The 16,054-nt window shown below is 41.6% G+C and carries 18 protein-coding genes; 10 read left to right on the plus strand and 8 right to left on the minus strand.

What is annotated here, in order from left to right:
- Positions 1 to 774: 774 nt before the first annotated feature.
- Both BK126_RS18825 and BK126_RS18830 read right to left on the minus strand, forming a co-directional pair.
- Entirely contained in the window at positions 775 to 1,047 is a 273-nt protein-coding gene (locus BK126_RS18825) for an HU family DNA-binding protein (RefSeq protein WP_076314060.1), read from the minus strand.
- Between the two features lie 112 nt (positions 1,048 to 1,159).
- Positions 1,160 to 1,363: a cold-shock protein gene (locus BK126_RS18830; protein ID WP_076314061.1), complete on the minus strand. Its 204-nt coding sequence runs from the start codon at positions 1,361 to 1,363 to the stop codon at positions 1,160 to 1,162.
- 168 nt (positions 1,364 to 1,531) lie between these two features.
- Between BK126_RS18830 and BK126_RS18835 the strand changes: the two genes are divergently transcribed.
- Positions 1,532 to 2,455, plus strand: coding sequence for a tyrosine-type recombinase/integrase (locus BK126_RS18835; RefSeq protein WP_076314062.1), 924 nt, complete (start codon positions 1,532 to 1,534; stop codon positions 2,453 to 2,455).
- Positions 2,456 to 2,925: 470 nt separating this feature from the next.
- Here BK126_RS18835 and BK126_RS18840 read toward each other — a convergent pair whose 3' ends face one another.
- Positions 2,926 to 3,507 (minus strand): TetR/AcrR family transcriptional regulator, encoded by a 582-nt coding sequence (locus BK126_RS18840; RefSeq protein ID WP_076314063.1) that lies wholly within the window; start codon positions 3,505 to 3,507, stop codon positions 2,926 to 2,928.
- A 187-nt stretch (positions 3,508 to 3,694) separates the two neighbouring features.
- Between BK126_RS18840 and BK126_RS18845 the strand changes: the two genes are divergently transcribed.
- From BK126_RS18845 to BK126_RS18875, 6 genes are all read left to right on the plus strand, one after another.
- Positions 3,695 to 4,924 carry an NADH:flavin oxidoreductase/NADH oxidase family protein gene (locus BK126_RS18845; RefSeq protein ID WP_076314064.1) on the plus strand — a complete coding sequence of 410 codons (1,230 nt, stop codon included), beginning with the start codon at positions 3,695 to 3,697 and terminating at the stop codon, positions 4,922 to 4,924.
- Positions 4,925 to 6,059: 1,135 nt separating this feature from the next.
- Positions 6,060 to 6,590 carry an SMI1/KNR4 family protein gene (locus BK126_RS18855; protein ID WP_076314066.1) on the plus strand — a complete coding sequence of 177 codons (531 nt, stop codon included), beginning with the start codon at positions 6,060 to 6,062 and terminating at the stop codon, positions 6,588 to 6,590.
- A 414-nt stretch (positions 6,591 to 7,004) separates the two neighbouring features.
- Positions 7,005 to 7,469, plus strand: a complete 465-nt coding sequence (locus BK126_RS18860) for a hypothetical protein (RefSeq protein ID WP_256702925.1) — start codon at positions 7,005 to 7,007, stop codon at positions 7,467 to 7,469.
- A 154-nt stretch (positions 7,470 to 7,623) separates the two neighbouring features.
- On the plus strand, positions 7,624 to 8,145 hold the full coding sequence (locus BK126_RS18865) for a helix-turn-helix domain-containing protein (protein ID WP_076314068.1): 522 nt from the start codon (positions 7,624 to 7,626) through the stop codon (positions 8,143 to 8,145).
- A 41-nt stretch (positions 8,146 to 8,186) separates the two neighbouring features.
- Entirely contained in the window at positions 8,187 to 9,110 is a 924-nt protein-coding gene (locus BK126_RS18870) for an alpha/beta hydrolase (protein WP_083655966.1), read from the plus strand.
- Between the two features lie 30 nt (positions 9,111 to 9,140).
- Positions 9,141 to 9,446: a hypothetical protein gene (locus tag BK126_RS18875; RefSeq protein ID WP_076314069.1), complete on the plus strand. Its 306-nt coding sequence runs from the start codon at positions 9,141 to 9,143 to the stop codon at positions 9,444 to 9,446.
- A 181-nt stretch (positions 9,447 to 9,627) separates the two neighbouring features.
- Here the strand turns inward: BK126_RS18875 and BK126_RS18880 are convergent, their stop codons facing one another.
- Both BK126_RS18880 and BK126_RS18885 read right to left on the minus strand, forming a co-directional pair.
- On the minus strand, positions 9,628 to 10,341 hold the full coding sequence (locus BK126_RS18880; protein ID WP_179085569.1) for a rhodanese-like domain-containing protein: 714 nt from the start codon (positions 10,339 to 10,341) through the stop codon (positions 9,628 to 9,630).
- A gap of 43 nt (positions 10,342 to 10,384) precedes the next feature.
- Complete coding sequence (locus BK126_RS18885; protein WP_076314071.1) at positions 10,385 to 12,202, minus strand: alpha-galactosidase; 1,818 nt, start codon at positions 12,200 to 12,202, stop codon at positions 10,385 to 10,387.
- Between the two features lie 124 nt (positions 12,203 to 12,326).
- Here BK126_RS18885 and BK126_RS18890 point away from each other — a divergent pair, with 124 nt between their 5' ends.
- Positions 12,327 to 13,151: an AraC family transcriptional regulator gene (locus tag BK126_RS18890; protein WP_076314072.1), complete on the plus strand. Its 825-nt coding sequence runs from the start codon at positions 12,327 to 12,329 to the stop codon at positions 13,149 to 13,151.
- Positions 13,152 to 13,301: 150 nt separating this feature from the next.
- A complete protein-coding gene (locus BK126_RS18895) occupies positions 13,302 to 13,556 on the plus strand; it encodes a beta-galactosidase (protein ID WP_256702932.1) in 255 nt (84 codons plus the stop codon).
- Positions 13,557 to 13,652: 96 nt separating this feature from the next.
- Here the strand turns inward: BK126_RS18895 and BK126_RS29930 are convergent, their stop codons facing one another.
- Positions 13,653 to 14,063 (minus strand): imine reductase family protein, encoded by a 411-nt coding sequence (locus BK126_RS29930; RefSeq protein WP_256702926.1) that lies wholly within the window; start codon positions 14,061 to 14,063, stop codon positions 13,653 to 13,655.
- A 259-nt stretch (positions 14,064 to 14,322) separates the two neighbouring features.
- The gene (locus tag BK126_RS29935; RefSeq protein WP_256702933.1) at positions 14,323 to 14,397 is read right to left on the minus strand and encodes a hypothetical protein; all 75 of its coding nucleotides are present in this window, start codon (positions 14,395 to 14,397) and stop codon (positions 14,323 to 14,325) included.
- A 156-nt stretch (positions 14,398 to 14,553) separates the two neighbouring features.
- Between BK126_RS29935 and BK126_RS18905 the strand changes: the two genes are divergently transcribed.
- Positions 14,554 to 14,934, plus strand: a complete 381-nt coding sequence (locus BK126_RS18905; RefSeq protein WP_076314074.1) for a MerR family transcriptional regulator — start codon at positions 14,554 to 14,556, stop codon at positions 14,932 to 14,934.
- A gap of 52 nt (positions 14,935 to 14,986) precedes the next feature.
- On the opposite strand, the gene BK126_RS18910 is transcribed toward BK126_RS18905, so the two are convergent.
- Positions 14,987 to 15,745 (minus strand): SDR family oxidoreductase, encoded by a 759-nt coding sequence (locus BK126_RS18910; protein ID WP_076314075.1) that lies wholly within the window; start codon positions 15,743 to 15,745, stop codon positions 14,987 to 14,989.
- Positions 15,746 to 16,054 lie beyond the last annotated feature (309 nt).

Here is a 16,054-nt window from a genome sequence, read left to right on the forward strand (position 1 = left end):
TTTAGAAAATGCAATTGAACTTCACTTGTTATTAAATATACATCTAGTTAGCGGGGAATTTTATACGGGTAAACCCAATTGGACACCCGATCCTAATGTAATAGTAATAGAAACAGAAGATGCCAACATGATTGATATATCAGTATGGTCAATTAAGCGTGTTAAAGTCATTAATAAAATTTAACATACCCAAAATTCCTTAATTGCTGCAGCAATCAGGTTAGAAAGGATAAATAGTTGGCGATTACCGACGTCGTGAGCTAGAGGGGGGAGTTTTTTGGTGGAATTCACCGTTTAGGAGCTTGGGAGGGATAATCACCAAGTTTCCCCTTGAAGAGTGACCAAATAAAATAAGGCAGATCGCAAAAACTTACGATCTGCTACTTGTTTATTCTTTTAGTCCCGAAACTCGACCAATCGTTTGCTGCTATCATCCCACAGTCGCTATTGAAGCACCCGTAGATCTAATAAAATTTCGATGGCAAGAGCATCATCCATGGGGGCGTTGCTCTTAAAGTATCTGCTGCAAGTTATAGTTCAACACCATACCCGTATTCTATGGCGGGATCCTATTAGGTAACTTACTTACTTGTGTCATTCCTTAAATTACTCGGATCGGCTGCTTTTGGCTGCAAGTCCTGTTTCGAATAATAATTAATAATGTCATCAATAGTAGCAAATGGGACATTTATATTTGAATCACTTGTAATTATCTTGATATAAAACCACTTTTCTGATGTATTTACATCTTTAATTTTAGCATGGGGTGACTTTTTAGTTTAATGCTTCTTTTAAAGCAATTCCTGCCGTGAATACTGGAATGTTACCTGCCGGAAGTGACACCTTTTCGCCGGTTTTGCTGCTTTTTCCCGTGCGTGCTTTACGATAGCGTACATTAAATTTTCCAAAGCCGACTAGTTCAACTTCTTTTCCTTGCTTTAAGGCTTCAAATATGGAGTCCAGCACTTGTGTAACAGCTTTTTCGGAGTTCTTTTTTGAAAAACCACTAGACTTATACACTTCTTCTATTAATTGTTCTTTATTCATTCACACTACCTCACTTCTATGATTATAGATTATGAAAATGAAAGGACTCATGTATGGATGCTAGTAAAAATAAACAAAAAGCTCTCCCACGATTAGGAAAGCTTGAAAAATTTCAATCTATTTTAGAAACGTTCTCAGCCTGAGGTCCGCGATTGCCTTGACCCACATTGAACTGAACGCGTTGACCTTCATCTAATGATTTGAAACCATCACCAACAATCGCACTGAAATGAACGAATACATCATTTCCGTCTTCGATTTCGATAAAGCCAAAGCCTTTATCAGCATTAAACCATTTAACTGTACCTGTTTGCATAGAATTCCTCCTAAAATAAATTTAACCATAACCATTTGTTTTGACTGCTAATATATATTAGCGGTCATTAGGTGTTATCAATGCATACAAGTTGATGTCCGCTAATGTTTAGGTTAAAATAATAATACCATGTCCGCTAATGTAAGTCAAGATTTGGAGGCTTTGCTAATGAGAGAGTCGACGGGGATTTCAGAACAGGGAGAGCAGACGATTCAGGATTTTATTTATGTCCTCAACACCCTTGGGAATTTGAATCCCAAAACATTAAAAGAATACGCAAGCGACTTGAAACATTTTATCAGTTGGTTTGAGAAAGCCGACCATCCAGAGGAAGAGGTAGAGGTTATATTCCGAGTAGAAGAAGTTGCTGTTTCAACACTCATACGATATCGAGATTACGCGCAAAAAGTGATGAAATTGAAACCAGCAACCATTAACCGAAGGCTTATAACCCTGAAACGTTTTTTTGAATGGGCCATGTCGGAGTCCAGGATTCTCCATGACCCTTCCAAGCCCATCAAATTGATTCCTGAAGAAAGGGTAAGCCCACGGCAGATGACAGATAAAGAAGAAGCTGCATTACTCTCTGCAGCTAAGAGCGGAGGTTCTTATCGAGATCATACTATTCTAATCGTGATGCTTAACACCGGCCTACGAACAATGGAGTTATGCAATTTGGCCCCCGGAGATATACAAATCGGAACACATAGCGCTCAGCTTATCGTTAGATCGGGAAAACGGAATAAACAGCGTGAAGTACCTTTGAACGATACGTGTAGATTTGCTTTAGAAAAATATTTAGAGTCACTCCCTCCAGACAGTCAATATTTGTTTCCTTCAGAGAAAACCGGTGACCGCTTGACTGAACGCGCTTTAAGGCATTTAATTCAGAAATATGTAAAAGCATCGTTGCTTGAAGGAATAAGCGCCCATGATTTAAGGCACCGGTTTGGTTATGTGATGGTAGAAAATACACCGTTGCACCGTTTGGCACAAATTATGGGACACGACAATCTAAACACAACGATGATTTACGTCAAGGCGATGCGTGCGGATTCCAAATTAAAAGTAGAAAAAACCGCGTTGGAATAACTAAATTTATAGTCTCTCTGTGCAGTAATGCAGATGATAAGTGCCCTAATAAGTCCACGTTTCTCCGAATTAAACACTAGGATTTGATGAACGATTAAAGATCGTATTCCAAAGCAAGTGTACAACCGAAGTCGAATTAGATAGACATCTAACTGGAGTTTTACGGCATTATTTCATTAAGCTAACGGGCAGGATTCACTTGATGCATTATAGCTGCAGAATCTTTTGGAGAGTTTCCTTAGAATAACTCATTGAAACAATGTTTATCTGATAAGAAAAATCCTTTTATTAAAAATTGATAAAACGTTACAATGGCCAGTACAACGGGAAGCGAAGCCGCGAGGTGGAGCCAATCCTAAAAAGCTGGACTCAGTTCGGATTGCAGGCGCAAGGCATTATAGTATCAAAATACATAATAAAAATGTCACGGAAAAGATAAGTATTTAGCTTAAAGAAAGAGACGCAAACGTCTAAGCTTCTGTTTTAATCGACCCTAGAAGGAATTTTAAATATTGAAGTGCTTGGACTTTGGTGCCCCCCTTTTGCTTAAAAAAATACCATTCCAATATAAGAAGTGCTGTATTGCAGTAGTGATCAACTACAATTTCATAGGGAATATCGTATTGATATCTGCAGCTCTCCATAACAAAGAAATCACGAATTTTAGCGTTCAAATGCATCTTAAAATGATGGTATAAGAAATCTCTCTCGCTGTGGTGTCGCAGTATGCTTTTTAATATGTTCTGATTGGCTGAAGCCAAATCAAAAGCGCGGTCAAATAGGATATACAAACGTTCTTCTGAATCCAAGTTACCATAATCATCAAGTTGTATCATGTTATACAGACAGAGCCAAATGTAACTCAGCAAATCAAACTTGTCATCAAAATAATTATAGAATGTTGCTCGAGGATAATTACTTCGTTCGCATAATTCATTCACCGTTATTTCATGAAAAGGTTTCTCAGTGAGAAGTTCAAGCGTTGTAGAGGTAAATGCATCTAACGTGCGTTGTGCACCTTTAGTCACCTTTTTAGTAAGGTCATACTTCATAACAGATATGCCTCCTTTGACACATTTCAATTTATGTCTAAACCTAGACGAATCACAGGTTTTGATTCTTGATGGAGATTGGATTGTAGTTTATCGTACTAAACATAGATTTATAAGTGTCTAATATTTTGCATTTGCACTACTCAACTAACAACAGGTTATAGAAGGAGATTAAATAAAAAAATAAATGAGTAATTTATTCGTATCAGAAAAACTTGTCCTGCCCAATGGCAAAATAATTAAAAATCGCTTCTTTAAATCAGCGATGAGCGAAACCATGGCTAAGCGCGATAACAGCCCCAACATAATGCATGTTAACTTATACAGTCAGTGGGCAAAAGGCGGTGCAGGAATCGTTCTGACTGGAAACGTGATGGTAGACCGGACAGCTCTTGGTGAACCTGGTAATGTTGTAGTTGAAGATGAACGTGACATGGATATGTTAAAGCAATGGGCGAAGGCGGGAACAGCTAATAATACACATTTGTGGATGCAGATTAATCATCCAGGGAAGCAATCCCCAAAATCAATTTCCAAGCATCCCGTAGCACCTAGCGCTATACCCGTAGGAGGCAGTTATGGTAGTGCATTTTATCCACCCAGAACACTGACTACAGAAGAAGTTAAAGGTTTGATTCAACGTTTTGTTAATACAGCAAGAATTGCTAAAAAAGCTGGTTTCACTGGGGTTCAAATACACGGAGCCCACGGATATTTAGTAAACCAATTCTTGTCTCCTGCTGAGAACCACAGAACAGACCAGTACGGAGGTACTCTAGAAAATCGGATGCGATTCTTGGTGGATATATACCAAGGCATGCGTAAAGCCCTAAGTAATAATTTCCCAATAGGACTTAAATTAAATTCCTCCGATTTCAAGGAGGGTGGATTTAGTGAAGAGGACTCTATTGAAGTAGTAAAAAAGATGGCTGAGATCGGCATAGACTTAATAGAAATATCAGGTGGAAGTTATGAGAACCCAAAAATGTCCTCAGGAACTGGAAAAGGTAGTGATGATGTTTTTTTTCTTGAATATGCGCAGAAATTAAAATCTTTAGTCGACGTACCAATTGTAGTAACTGGAGGTTTTAGATCCTTAGAGATTATGGAAGAAGCTTTAAAAAATGAAAGAACGTCAATGATTGGAATCGCGCGTCCGTTAGCTATGGTGCCAGACATTCCCAATCGTATATTTCAAGGTCGATATGAAACAGTGAAGACGCAAAGGCTGACTACTGGATTTAAAACGTTGGATAAGAAGTTTGGTACTGCAATCGGCAATAGTTATTACGAACAGCAAATGAAGCGGCTGGCCAAAGGAAAACAATCAAAGAGAACGACCAATGCCTGGAGTCCTCTATTGCATACCGTGATGTTACATGGCCCACATGTCTTTATGCCGCGTCGTTCCAAATAAGGATTAAACATCACTCCATAGAGCTGTTAGAAGAGAGGTGGATTACTTTTGAAACCATTGCTGTCATTTGTGCGGGGCCCGGCTTAGGTCTCATTGGTTACAACAGCCGATTCCCGATTAAATGAGTATCTAACTATGTTCCTGTGCAATTCATTGGATTGTGTTTTAAGGAATCGGGCTAATTGAAATGAAAAGGGGAAGTGATGTCGGGGGACAACAACATATTCCTATTGAAGTCGTTTCGAAGACTTATGTTAGATATTCTTATGATTATCATTCATTGGGAATGATCGAGACTTCAACTCGATGGGTGAGGAGAGAGGATTATGAAAACTTTAAGCAAAAGAAGACAGCGATGGAGACTGCAGAAAGCCATCAAAAGGAACAGATTACAGAGTATCTCCGGACGCATTACCTTGAAGCGTGGATGAGTTTGTTCACCGAGGTTCGTCGGAACAAAAAAGCCATTTGGAGTCGATTACGTGAGCTTGGAATACCAGTGTGTTGAAAATTCTAAAAGTGAACAATGATGAAAAGATTAAAATCCTTAATACTTCTACAAAAGATGTACAAGCTGAGTATTCAAAGGCAAGAAGTGAAATGATGCAACGATCAATGAAATAAATACATCACAATATCCCAGGAGTGAGTACTGTACCGAACCCCTTCTTCTTTAAACGGGATCACTGTTTCCACGAGAGTTGACGCGGGAGCAAAAGATGCGAGAAAAGCTAATTTCAAAGCTACCATCATGTCGATTACTGGTTCAAAACCAAACAAATTAGATTTTAAGCTGAGTCTCGGTAGATCAATGACACGATCAACTACTACGAACATAGTCTCATCTGTTACTTAATACTTTGTCCGGGATACTTTGAATTAAAGTTGGTGCTACAGTCACTCATTCCTTTGATGCAAGCGTAACAGGTTTCTACACAGACTTGGTTTAATAAGACATATCCAAATAATTATGATTGGAGCTTGAATCATGTCCATCGTATGAGACCTAGAAACTTGGGTGGTACCAATGACTATTCAAATTTAATACCAATTTTAAATACTCATCATACTTCGGTAGTTACCCCATGGTTTGTGGCTTACTAAATCTATTAAATATGTAAAGGGTGTTGACTTAATGAGCACAAACAATACTCTCAACCAGGGGCTTAGAGGTTTGATTACTCGAACCAGAAATAACAATTATAGTGCAAGCATCTATAATATTGATGGTATTGAAGAGAAGTACACTTTTAAGTTCAATATCCCTGTAAGTAATGATATAATCGCTTCCAAGCTTTTAGTTAACTTAAATTATCAACTACCGCTTGATTATGAAGATTTCCTCAGAACTACTGATGGTTGTCGTCTTTTTGAGCATCCTCAAGATGGCTCTGAACATGATATATATGGCTTAAATGAAGTGTTAACACAGAAAGAAATTATTGACTCAACCTATGAGAAACCTGAACTATTAAATGTCGCTTATATTCTACAGGATTATATCTTCATTAATCTTAAAGAAGTGTCTGAGGGCAGACCAACCTACATGTATGTTAATGATTGTTATTCGCCTATAGAATATATGAGAAGTTTGAATTGCGACTTTCAAACATGGTTAGATCGCTTTATAGTATGCCAAGGAAATAAATATTGGAATTGGTTATAAGATTGGAGCAGCCATCATTGGCTGCTCTTTTGTTGTTAAAAGAAGGAAACTACAGCCCCTTAAATTGCCCCTGATACGGGACGATTTTCCGTCGTCATCGCTCGAGCGTCAGTGTGTCTCAATGATCTGGATCGGAAGTAAATGGTAGTAAGGCAAGGATTGATGTTGAAAACCCTAACCCTGGCCAACGTCCGGGACAGATTCATTATCAAGACGCAAATAATAAGAAGTATTTGTTTGACCCGCAATAAAGAGCGTTCGTTGATTCAAATGGTAAACTTGCTCCGAAAAGTGTTAATAAGATGCTTGAAGATTCAAATTTCGTCAAGAAATGAATGTGGGTCTTACTCAATATCTCGGTGAAAGTCCTTATACTAAAAAATGAGGTGGAGAAGAATTAAAACTAATGCCAAGATGAAACAATACATTAATACTATAAAGACTGAAAATGTGAATAATTTCACCGTAGAATTTAATAGGTTAGAGAATATTATTTTCCCAAGTTTTTTAGAATGGGATAATTGTGTTCTCTTAAGTCAGCAAAAAGAGAGTGAATTACCGACGCATTTTTCGTCTAATCAGTTTGTATCTGATAGAACTGCATTTGAAGCCGATTATAATCATATTCACTTAAATGATATTTTTGATGAGGGTGTACATCCAGATTTAATCTTAAACATAGGAATAAAGATTCTTGAAGTTTGGACTGCAGTTCTCTACAAAGAATTCAACGGACTTAGGAAGTTTATGCTAATACTCTCATATGACGCTGAAGAGGTGGTTTTACGCTTTTATAATGTTAGGAAAAATGAAGTACCTTGGCTTGACTCTGCTAAATTAGATTCATATCTAGATGGTTTAATGCTTATTGAAATATAAAGCTTTCTAAATATGCTTATGACCTTATCATTGATGAGCTGCAACGTTTGAAATGACCATGTATAGTTAAACATGAAGAACATAAAGAATGAAACGGCTTGAATAATCCCATTGTTGGTATTAATATTATATTTGGAAACAATGGAGGTGTAACATGTCAAAGGATATATATAATGTAATGATAAATCCTACGCGAATGAGAATTGTACAGATACTTGCTTCGCAAGAAAAAAAGACAGCTACCGAGTTATGCGAATTAATAAGTGATGTTCCACGCACTACTCTATATCGGCATATCAACATCCTAATAGATGCCCATGTGCTGACAGTTGTTGAGGAAAGAAAAGTACGTGGAAGTGTTGAGAGGACTCTTTCGCTCAATACGGATGAATTGAGCAAGCAAAATACTATGGAGGACGTCCCAAAAAAGCTGTTTACGTTCCTTATGAACATCTATACAAAATTTGATAAGTATTTCAATCGAGAGAACTTTAAGCCGGGAAACAACAAGATATTTTTCAATAATACTATCTTAATGATGGACGATCGGGAGTTTGACCAATTCCTTTTGGAACTACAAGGCTTACTCATAAAACACTCGCACGAAATGTCAGAAGGAAGAAGACCAAGAGATATTTCAATTATATCTGCCCCCCCCGGAGAAAGTGAGAAATAGAAATGCGTAAGCACTCAAGAAATAAAAGGTGGAAGAAAAAAATGTTGACTATTCTTGCTGTTATCCTATGCATTATGGTATCAATAAACCTTATTAGCCTAATTATCAATCAGGTGTTTTTTTCCAATGAGTTAGAAAAAATCACACCATATGGAGAAATGGTTGAAGTAGACGGTCAAAACATGCACATCTATTCAATGGGTGAAGGAGAAAAAACCATTGTGCTACTACCGGGTTTTGGAAATCCGTTGCCTTCTGCTGATTTCGGGCCGTTGATGCGAGAGTTGTCAAAAAATTATACCGTTGTCTGTGTGGAGTATTTTGGTGTTGGTTTTAGCGATGAAACAGAAGTGCCGAGGACGAATGAAAATGTTACACAAGAAATAAGAACGGCTTTATCCGAAGCTTGTTTTTCCCCTCCGTATTTACTAATGCCACATTCCGGATCTGGCATTTACACTGAACACTACGCATCAACATACCCTGATGAAATATCCGGAATTATTATGCTCGATCCTACATCATCGGCTACGAAGGGAGCCGATACACCAGGTTTTGTGTATGGGATAAGTAAGATACAGGAGGCTATTGGGCTAAGTAGATATGTTAATCCTCTTATCGTATCATCCGTGCTTTCCATGAAGGAATCCAATGGATATACCGAACAAGAAATTAATGATTACACCAAATTTATGAACCATGTAAATAATGATAATCTCATAGATCAGATGAAGCGTCTAAATGATAATATTCTTCAAGTAATGGATATGGATTTTCCAGAAAACATTCCTGTTTTAATAATAGGCGCCTCCAAAACAGGAGAGGAATACCATACAGAGCATTTGAAACGGCTCGGCCAGAACGCAGAATTAGCCATCCTTGAAGGATCACACTATATCTATCATTCCCAGCTTTCTGAAATACACAATAAAACCGACACATTCGTTGAAACACGGATAAAGTAATACCTTCACTTCGGGCAAAGTTGGCCCGAAATGCGAACACTCAAAACAGCCGCTACTTTAGTGTTTTGGTCGAGGTCATATGAGCAATATCTGATTGAAATAGAAGAGAATAGACGCCAACGAAAAGAATTCAAGCGTCTAGAAGAACAAAGGGAGGAGGCTAATGCGGAGAGGGAAGCGCTTGAACTGAAGAAAACTAGACGCGATATCCATAAATACTCCAAGGATATTCTGGCAGAACGTTCGATGTTGAACAGAGGCATGACACCAAATGAAAAGCGTTTGTTCTTGACTCTGGCGAGTAAATATGAATTAGGGGCATCCAATCTCGGTTGATCGGAGCATGGTGCATAATCCGAATGCCCAAGAGGTTTGGGTTAGCGCAGACGGCGAATCCGTCCGTATTGCGACAGGCGAAACGAAGAGGCTGAGATAACAAGCAAGGATCAAATAACCCCCATCTTTGACATCAAAGACGGGGGCTATTATGAGGACAGCGGAAGCAGCCGGTCTCCTATTACAAAGGGTACGAATACTGCGCTATTCCTGGAATCGTATAAACTCTGCTATAACCCGCATCTATAAGGGCTTGCGAAGCTATAGAACTTTTATACCCCTTTTGACAGTAAAGGATTAATGGAGTATCCTTTCGCACGCACACCGAGAACGGGTTATTGAAGATATCCTGTAACGGTATACAAATGCTTCCTCGGATATGCCCTGTTCGATACTCCTCATTCGTACGCACATCGACTAGCATTGCCGTAGGGTCACTCACCATCAGCTCACATGCTTCATCAGGGGTCAGATGCTTACTTTGAAATACTCTGCCCTCAGTCCGAGGAATACGCTGCTCCCTATCAAGCATTCTTGCTACAATTACTTCTGCTTCCACACGAGTTAAGCTGCCCGCTGCATCGAACAGGTATGGGTCACGTCCGTGCATTATACCTTTTACATATATCTGCGCGATGTGCATGACGCAGGTACGGCAGGAATACAAGTCCCTAAGATATTCTGCCGCCGACCAATCCTGCTCGTCTCTTTCTCCGAATTCGGTCAGAAGGGCCTCATGAACGATTCTTGCAGCGGAACGGCGCTCAATGGGTTTGCTTATGTTGGTTAGATCATAGTCCTCAATTATTCCCTTATACAACGCGTAATCCATATAGCCTGACGACCAACTGCCGCGCGTTGGCTCTATATGGCCTTTTATGCTTCTAATGACCATGGTCACAAACTGTTCGGTAGTAATAAGATCCTCAATCATCAGCTTATAATACAGGAGTAACTCTTAGGGTAACATTGTCATAGGCGTCAATGCCTGTAACAGAGAAGGTCTTTGAAATGCTCGTTGTCACCTCGCCTGTCCATAAATCCTTTAGGCAATAGCTTGCTGCATGTTTGAATGTTTCAATATCAACCATTTTATGTCCAAGATAATCGATAATGCGGCTTACATCAACGGAGTGCTCCTTCGTATCTTTCGAGTCGCTGAGATTGATAAAGGATATGGCCATATCTCCGTTCGCAAGAGGCTTTGCCAGAATATCGACCCGGTTGTTATTCGCAATATAGGCCGTATCGGGATTGGCATGATCGATAGAGCAGTAAATTCTTTTGGCTTGGACACCGAGGGAATCCTGGTTCAAGGCGATGACCTCTTTGTTCGCAATAATCCTCCATAGCTCGTCGCCCTTAGCAATCCGTCTTAAATCCATTCCAAGCATAATCGGAGAATTCATCATGCACCACATCGTCATATGCGTTTTGCTCATGGTCGTTGTAATCCCGTTCATACCAATGACAAGCATATCGGGATCGTTCCACCCCTTATCAAGCCCGGCAAACTCATCCATAATAACCGCCTTGCTATATTGCGAAGTTATGCTTGCGGTATGGTTCGAACTCCATTCGGCGGAGCCAGGATTTCCATCGGAGCCGACGCTGAAGGTTATGTCGTTAAGAATACGCCAGGAGTCACCAACCTTATATCCCCAGTTTTGCGGCTGCGTTTTTCCCCATTCGCAAATGGAGAATACAATATCATGGTTAGGGTCAGCCTTGTTCAAGCCTTCCAGCAAAACCGCATAGGAATTAAGCGTATTTTCTTGCCTTCTATGATTCATAAGACGTATGATGTTCTCTCCTTCATTTAGGGAAACCGTTATTTCTTCCGAATCTGCAAAGGCAGCCGTACTTTCGGTAAGAGGAAGCAAATCATCGAAATATCGGGTTTCATTCTCTGCGCTTCCAACCGCAAGCTGAAGCCAGCGTCCCGTGCCATTCTCCTCGCCGCTTGCGTAATTAACGGTTATGGCGTAGTTTCCGCCTTCTGGCACGTTTACGGTAAACGCCAGCTCTCCCCAGCGGTCGCCTACAGGTGTTGTCCCCACGTTTGTTCCGTCGAAGGTGCCGATATGGGTCACGTAGTCGCCGCTATTTTTTGATGCACCTTGGCCTAGAAGCACACCGTCATTAACAGCATTTAAAGTGATATTCAGTTCTTCGCCCGTAACCGTAATGCTTCTGATATTCGGGGCGTAGGAATATTTGGCGTTTGTGGAGTCCGAGAACGTGGCGTTGTCCCAGAGGTAGTAGCAATTATCCACTTTGATAAAGTCAACCCCCCATTCTATATAAGACCTCGTGTCGACATCCTCAAAGCCGCAGGTGCCTACCGCGGAGCCTGCGCAAAGATGTGTTCCTATATCATTGTACATACCGAATTTAAGTCCCTTGCCGTGGATGTAATCGGATAGCGCCTTAAAGCCGCTTGGAAATTTAATCGTTTCGTTTGAAAGCAACCCGTTGACGCGTTCGGACTTATAGCAGCCGTCATCGAGCACGACATACTTGTATCCCAGCTCCGCAAGCCCCAAATCGACGATCGCGTCCGCCATCAACTTTGTAAGTGTCTCGCTGTTCTTGCTGCCGAAGGCATTCCAGCTGTTCCAGCCCATAGCAGGGAGGCGGCCCTGCTTTTTATTCAGAAGCACCTTGCCGTTCGAGAAAGCCGGAAACATGTAGTCGGGATCCATGATCTTGTCCGGCGCTGTCCTTGATGTAACTTTAGCTGATACTTTCTCCATAAGAAATCCTCCTCGCAAGTTGCATTTTTATTGTTATGATAGGATAAATAGTGAAGTAGATAAATGTGTTTTTATCGAGTGATTATGGGGAAATGTGATATAGTAGTTCCGGGAGCTGAATACAATGAAACTCTACTATGCGAAAAGTCCTTTAATCTCATCTGATATTTATCCCATGCAATATGGGGAACAGCAGTGCGATAACGGATATTCCTTCGGGCCCGCGGCGCGTAACTTCTATCTCATCCATTACATTTACAGCGGGCATGGCGAGCTGCATATTAATAAAAAAGTTTATCAAGTGCACGCGGGACAGTTTTTCCTGATCTATCCGAAACAAACGGCCTATTATAAGGCGGATGACCATGATCCGTGGCTGTATCGCTGGATAGAGTTTGACGGCAGCTTCTCGGAGAAGATGATGTCCGTGACAGGCTTCTCGCACGAGAACCACGTCATAAATGATGATAACGGCGTCGGAAACGCGCTGAAGAATATAATCGATTTAGGCTGGACCGACTTTGAAACGATCATGAGCCATTTTTGGCCGTTTATCAGGACGCTTACGAAGGGCAAATTATTGACGAAAGATGAGAATACGGCAGAAACCTATGTCTCTTATGCCAAAAACTATATAAGAAGCAATGTGCACAAACGGATAGCCGTTTCCGAAATTGCCGATTTTTTAAACATAGACCGCAGTCACCTGGCACGCATCTTCAAAAGCATTTGCGGCATAAGCACGCAGCAATTTATTATTTCTCTTAAAATGGAGATGGCTTCGCAATCTCTCAAAAAGAGCAGCATGACCATAAAAGAAGTTGCCAATAGTGTCGGATATGACAATCAGATGGAATTTTCAAAGTTGTTTAAAAAACACTTTAATATGACCCCCACGCAATGGAGAGAACGTGTTTTCTATCAACAGTCCATAAATAACTATGAATAAAAACGTAAATGACGCACGATGGGTGCGTCATTTTTTTGTGCACACTAGTGTCTATTTCGTGCAATTCCATGCCTTGATAATCTTGGTTCACAATGAAAGCGATAATTTAATGTGACAGTATTGGGATATAGGTGTGGATATGAAATGAGAATGGTTGTTGACTATTATCCGGAGCACTGGGAGCGGTCGATGTGGGAGCAGGATGCAAGGCTAATGCGCGATACGGGAGTCCTCCTGATTCGCGTGGCCGAATTCGCCTGGTCGCGCCTAGAGCCGGAGGAAGGCCGGTATGCGTCTGGCTGGCTATTTGAAGTTGAATATACCAGGTACCAAAGTCTTTTGACTCTGAAGCTGATAATTGCGCTATTTACACCTCAAAATCTGAAAGTATGGTGGGAGTGTTAAAAAAAGTGTTGGTACAGGGCGGTTAATCATTGTCTCGAAGACGTGCTCGAAACCGTCATTGCCATATCCTTTGGCTACCATTTGATCGGCGACAGTCTAAATGGGGAGCAACCAGTCGGCTGTCACATCCAACTTCCGGCTGCTCTTGACGATGATATCCAGTCTTAGCTTATTGACCGCCATGTTGGACAACTCCGTCATATATAACCCTTCATCCAAGATGCGGGCGGAGTCCTTACTTGTCAATGCATGCAGCCAATAGCTTGCATAAGGCAAGAAGTTCTCCGCAGAAGCATTGGCCGTACGCAGCAACGCATGGGCATGAAAATAGCTGTACCAAGCGCCGTACAACATCGTAAGCATTGCTAGATCATACAAGAGTTCCACACCCGTATCTTCGCTAAAATAGGTTGTGCTTCCCTCCATAACTTGAAGGATCGGCTGATACGCATCAAAGAGTTCCTTTCTGCCGCCGTAGAGGATAAGTGCGTCTGGACTACCGATCAACGGGGGAACCGCCCATGATTGCCCCATCCAAATAATCGATTTTCTTGCTCAGAATCCATTCCTCCATGCGACGCGCTGCATCTCGAGTCCCGGTGGTCAAGTTGATGATGACGTGCCGGCGAGCTCCGCATCGAGCGGCATCAGTGTGCTTTTAACAACTTCATATGTCGACAAACAGACCACAATTACACTGCCCTACTTTAACGGCCTCTGCTGCTGTTTCAGCTCGAACTGCCCCGTTGCCTACTAGACGCTCGGCTTATTCCGTAGATGGATTCCAGACAGTCACAGGGTGGCCTGCCGCTAGATAAGCAGCCGCCAAAGCTTGGCCCATATTCCCGAGCCCTATGACGGTAATATGGATAAAATCGGTTTCCTTGGCTGAGTTTTTATTAGACGAGTATTCTTTTATGGTTTTCCTCCTTAACTTTAATTCCTTGAAACATTGGCATATAATGGGATTAATACTAGTTGCAAGGAGGCGTGATTTATGAAAATAAGCGAATTATCCCGACTGACAAATGTCAGCACGCGCGCAATACGACATTATGAAGAAAAAGGGTTGCTCACTGCCGAAAGACTTGAGAACGATTACCGTGATTTCAACGAATCTGCCGTCGAACGGATCCGGTCAATTCAGCTCTACTTGAAGCTTGGCTTTACGGCAGATGAAATAAGGAGCCTGTTCCAGTGTGAGGTCGCGTCGCCGGATGATTACGAATACTGTGAAGAAATGCATGAAATCTACGAAGAAAAATTACGCAAGGTGAAAGGCCAGATCGATTCCATGCTGCAATTGAAGCGGCTCCTAGAACGGCAGGTTGCGCTTACGCTTGCCAGCAAAACGGAGAACCTGCGGGCTTCTGTCTAGCGAGTCTAAGATTATAGGCATGGACACGCCACTCTTCTGCGCTACCATTCTCCTATTCCACGGAAAGACGTTGACCTAGGCCGCCATCTACTGTCAATTTGGCTCCTGTTGTATAGGTGGCCTCGAAGGCGAGAAACAACACCGCCTTGGCCACCTCCTCTGGCGAGCCATGGCGTTTCATTGGTGTAATCTGGTCGCCAAGCTTCTCAAAGGCAGCCCGTTCTGACTCCGAGAAGCCTGCCACACCCATCGTCGGCGTATTAATGAAACCGGGACTAACCACATTGACGCGTATGCCCCGCGGCAACAGTTCAGCAGCAAAACCTGAGGCAAGCGATCTCAGCGCTGCTTTTGAAGCGCCGTAAACGCTCATTCCCGAGGTCCCGCCCTCATCTGCGACGGATGACGTTAATATGATCGATCCGCCTTCTCGAATGAACGGAGCTAGACGTTGAACCGTAAAGAATGCTCCCTTCGTATTAACGTCAAATGTCTTGTCGTAAGAGCTTTCGGTCACTTCCGTGAAAGGCTCGAGCGTTGCGATACCTGCATTGATGTGAACGAAGTCAATCTTACCGAACCGTTCCGCGACGTAAGCACCTAATGTATTAATATCCTCCAATAGCGACACATCGGACTGAATGACATATGCCTGTTCTCCGAGTACCCGTCTCGCGTCTTCTACATTTTTTAGATTGCGTCCTGTCAATATGACTTCGGCTCCCCCCGCCAGCAATGATTTAGCAACAGCCATTCCCATACCGTGAGTACCGCCCGTTATAACAGCTTTCTTTCCTTCATATCCCTTCATGATCTTGCTCCTCCTCGTTTCCTAATGTTTGTTGCCGACTTACTAAGGACAGTATAAAGCTTCACATTAGCGTGAAGGTCAACTGATTTATCGCTGATAAATAGGGATGTTCTCCATGTGTCAATCCCATAAAATTTTGAATTGAGTATTAAAGAGGCTGTCATTGAACTAACGGGAAACATTAGTTCAATCAAACAAGGAGTAGTTTGCCTCGGCAGCTGCTCCTTGTTTTCATTACGAATGGGCAGGATAGTTCAAAAGTTTCGCGAATACCCTACATATGGAATTATTTACGAGGTTCGTGAATAA

The sequence above is a fragment of the Paenibacillus sp. FSL H7-0326 genome, assembly GCF_001955535.1.
GTDB classification, from domain to species: Bacteria; Bacillota; Bacilli; order Paenibacillales; family Paenibacillaceae; genus Paenibacillus; species Paenibacillus shunpengii.

Coding starts and splice junctions, on each gene's coding strand:
- BK126_RS18845 (WP_076314064.1), top strand. CDS start 3,695: ATGAGTAATTTATTCGTATCAGAAAAACTTGTCCTGCCCAATGGCAAA.
- BK126_RS18870 (WP_083655966.1), top strand. CDS start 8,187: ATGTTGACTATTCTTGCTGTTATCCTATGCATTATGGTATCAATAAAC.
- BK126_RS18890 (WP_076314072.1), top strand. CDS start 12,327: ATGAAACTCTACTATGCGAAAAGTCCTTTAATCTCATCTGATATTTAT.
- BK126_RS18910 (WP_076314075.1), bottom strand. CDS start 15,745: ATGAAGGGATATGAAGGAAAGAAAGCTGTTATAACGGGCGGTACTCAC.
- BK126_RS18830 (WP_076314061.1), bottom strand. CDS start 1,363: ATGCAAACAGGTACAGTTAAATGGTTTAATGCTGATAAAGGCTTTGGC.
- BK126_RS18880 (WP_179085569.1), bottom strand. CDS start 10,341: ATGGTCATTAGAAGCATAAAAGGCCATATAGAGCCAACGCGCGGCAGT.
- BK126_RS18840 (WP_076314063.1), bottom strand. CDS start 3,507: ATGAAGTATGACCTTACTAAAAAGGTGACTAAAGGTGCACAACGCACG.
- BK126_RS18885 (WP_076314071.1), bottom strand. CDS start 12,202: ATGGAGAAAGTATCAGCTAAAGTTACATCAAGGACAGCGCCGGACAAG.
- BK126_RS18855 (WP_076314066.1), top strand. CDS start 6,060: ATGAGCACAAACAATACTCTCAACCAGGGGCTTAGAGGTTTGATTACT.
- BK126_RS18875 (WP_076314069.1), top strand. CDS start 9,141: ATGCGAACACTCAAAACAGCCGCTACTTTAGTGTTTTGGTCGAGGTCA.
- BK126_RS18905 (WP_076314074.1), top strand. CDS start 14,554: ATGAAAATAAGCGAATTATCCCGACTGACAAATGTCAGCACGCGCGCA.
- BK126_RS18860 (WP_256702925.1), top strand. CDS start 7,005: ATGAAACAATACATTAATACTATAAAGACTGAAAATGTGAATAATTTC.
- BK126_RS18825 (WP_076314060.1), bottom strand. CDS start 1,047: ATGAATAAAGAACAATTAATAGAAGAAGTGTATAAGTCTAGTGGTTTT.
- BK126_RS18865 (WP_076314068.1), top strand. CDS start 7,624: ATGTCAAAGGATATATATAATGTAATGATAAATCCTACGCGAATGAGA.
- BK126_RS18835 (WP_076314062.1), top strand. CDS start 1,532: ATGAGAGAGTCGACGGGGATTTCAGAACAGGGAGAGCAGACGATTCAG.
- BK126_RS18895 (WP_256702932.1), top strand. CDS start 13,302: ATGGTTGTTGACTATTATCCGGAGCACTGGGAGCGGTCGATGTGGGAG.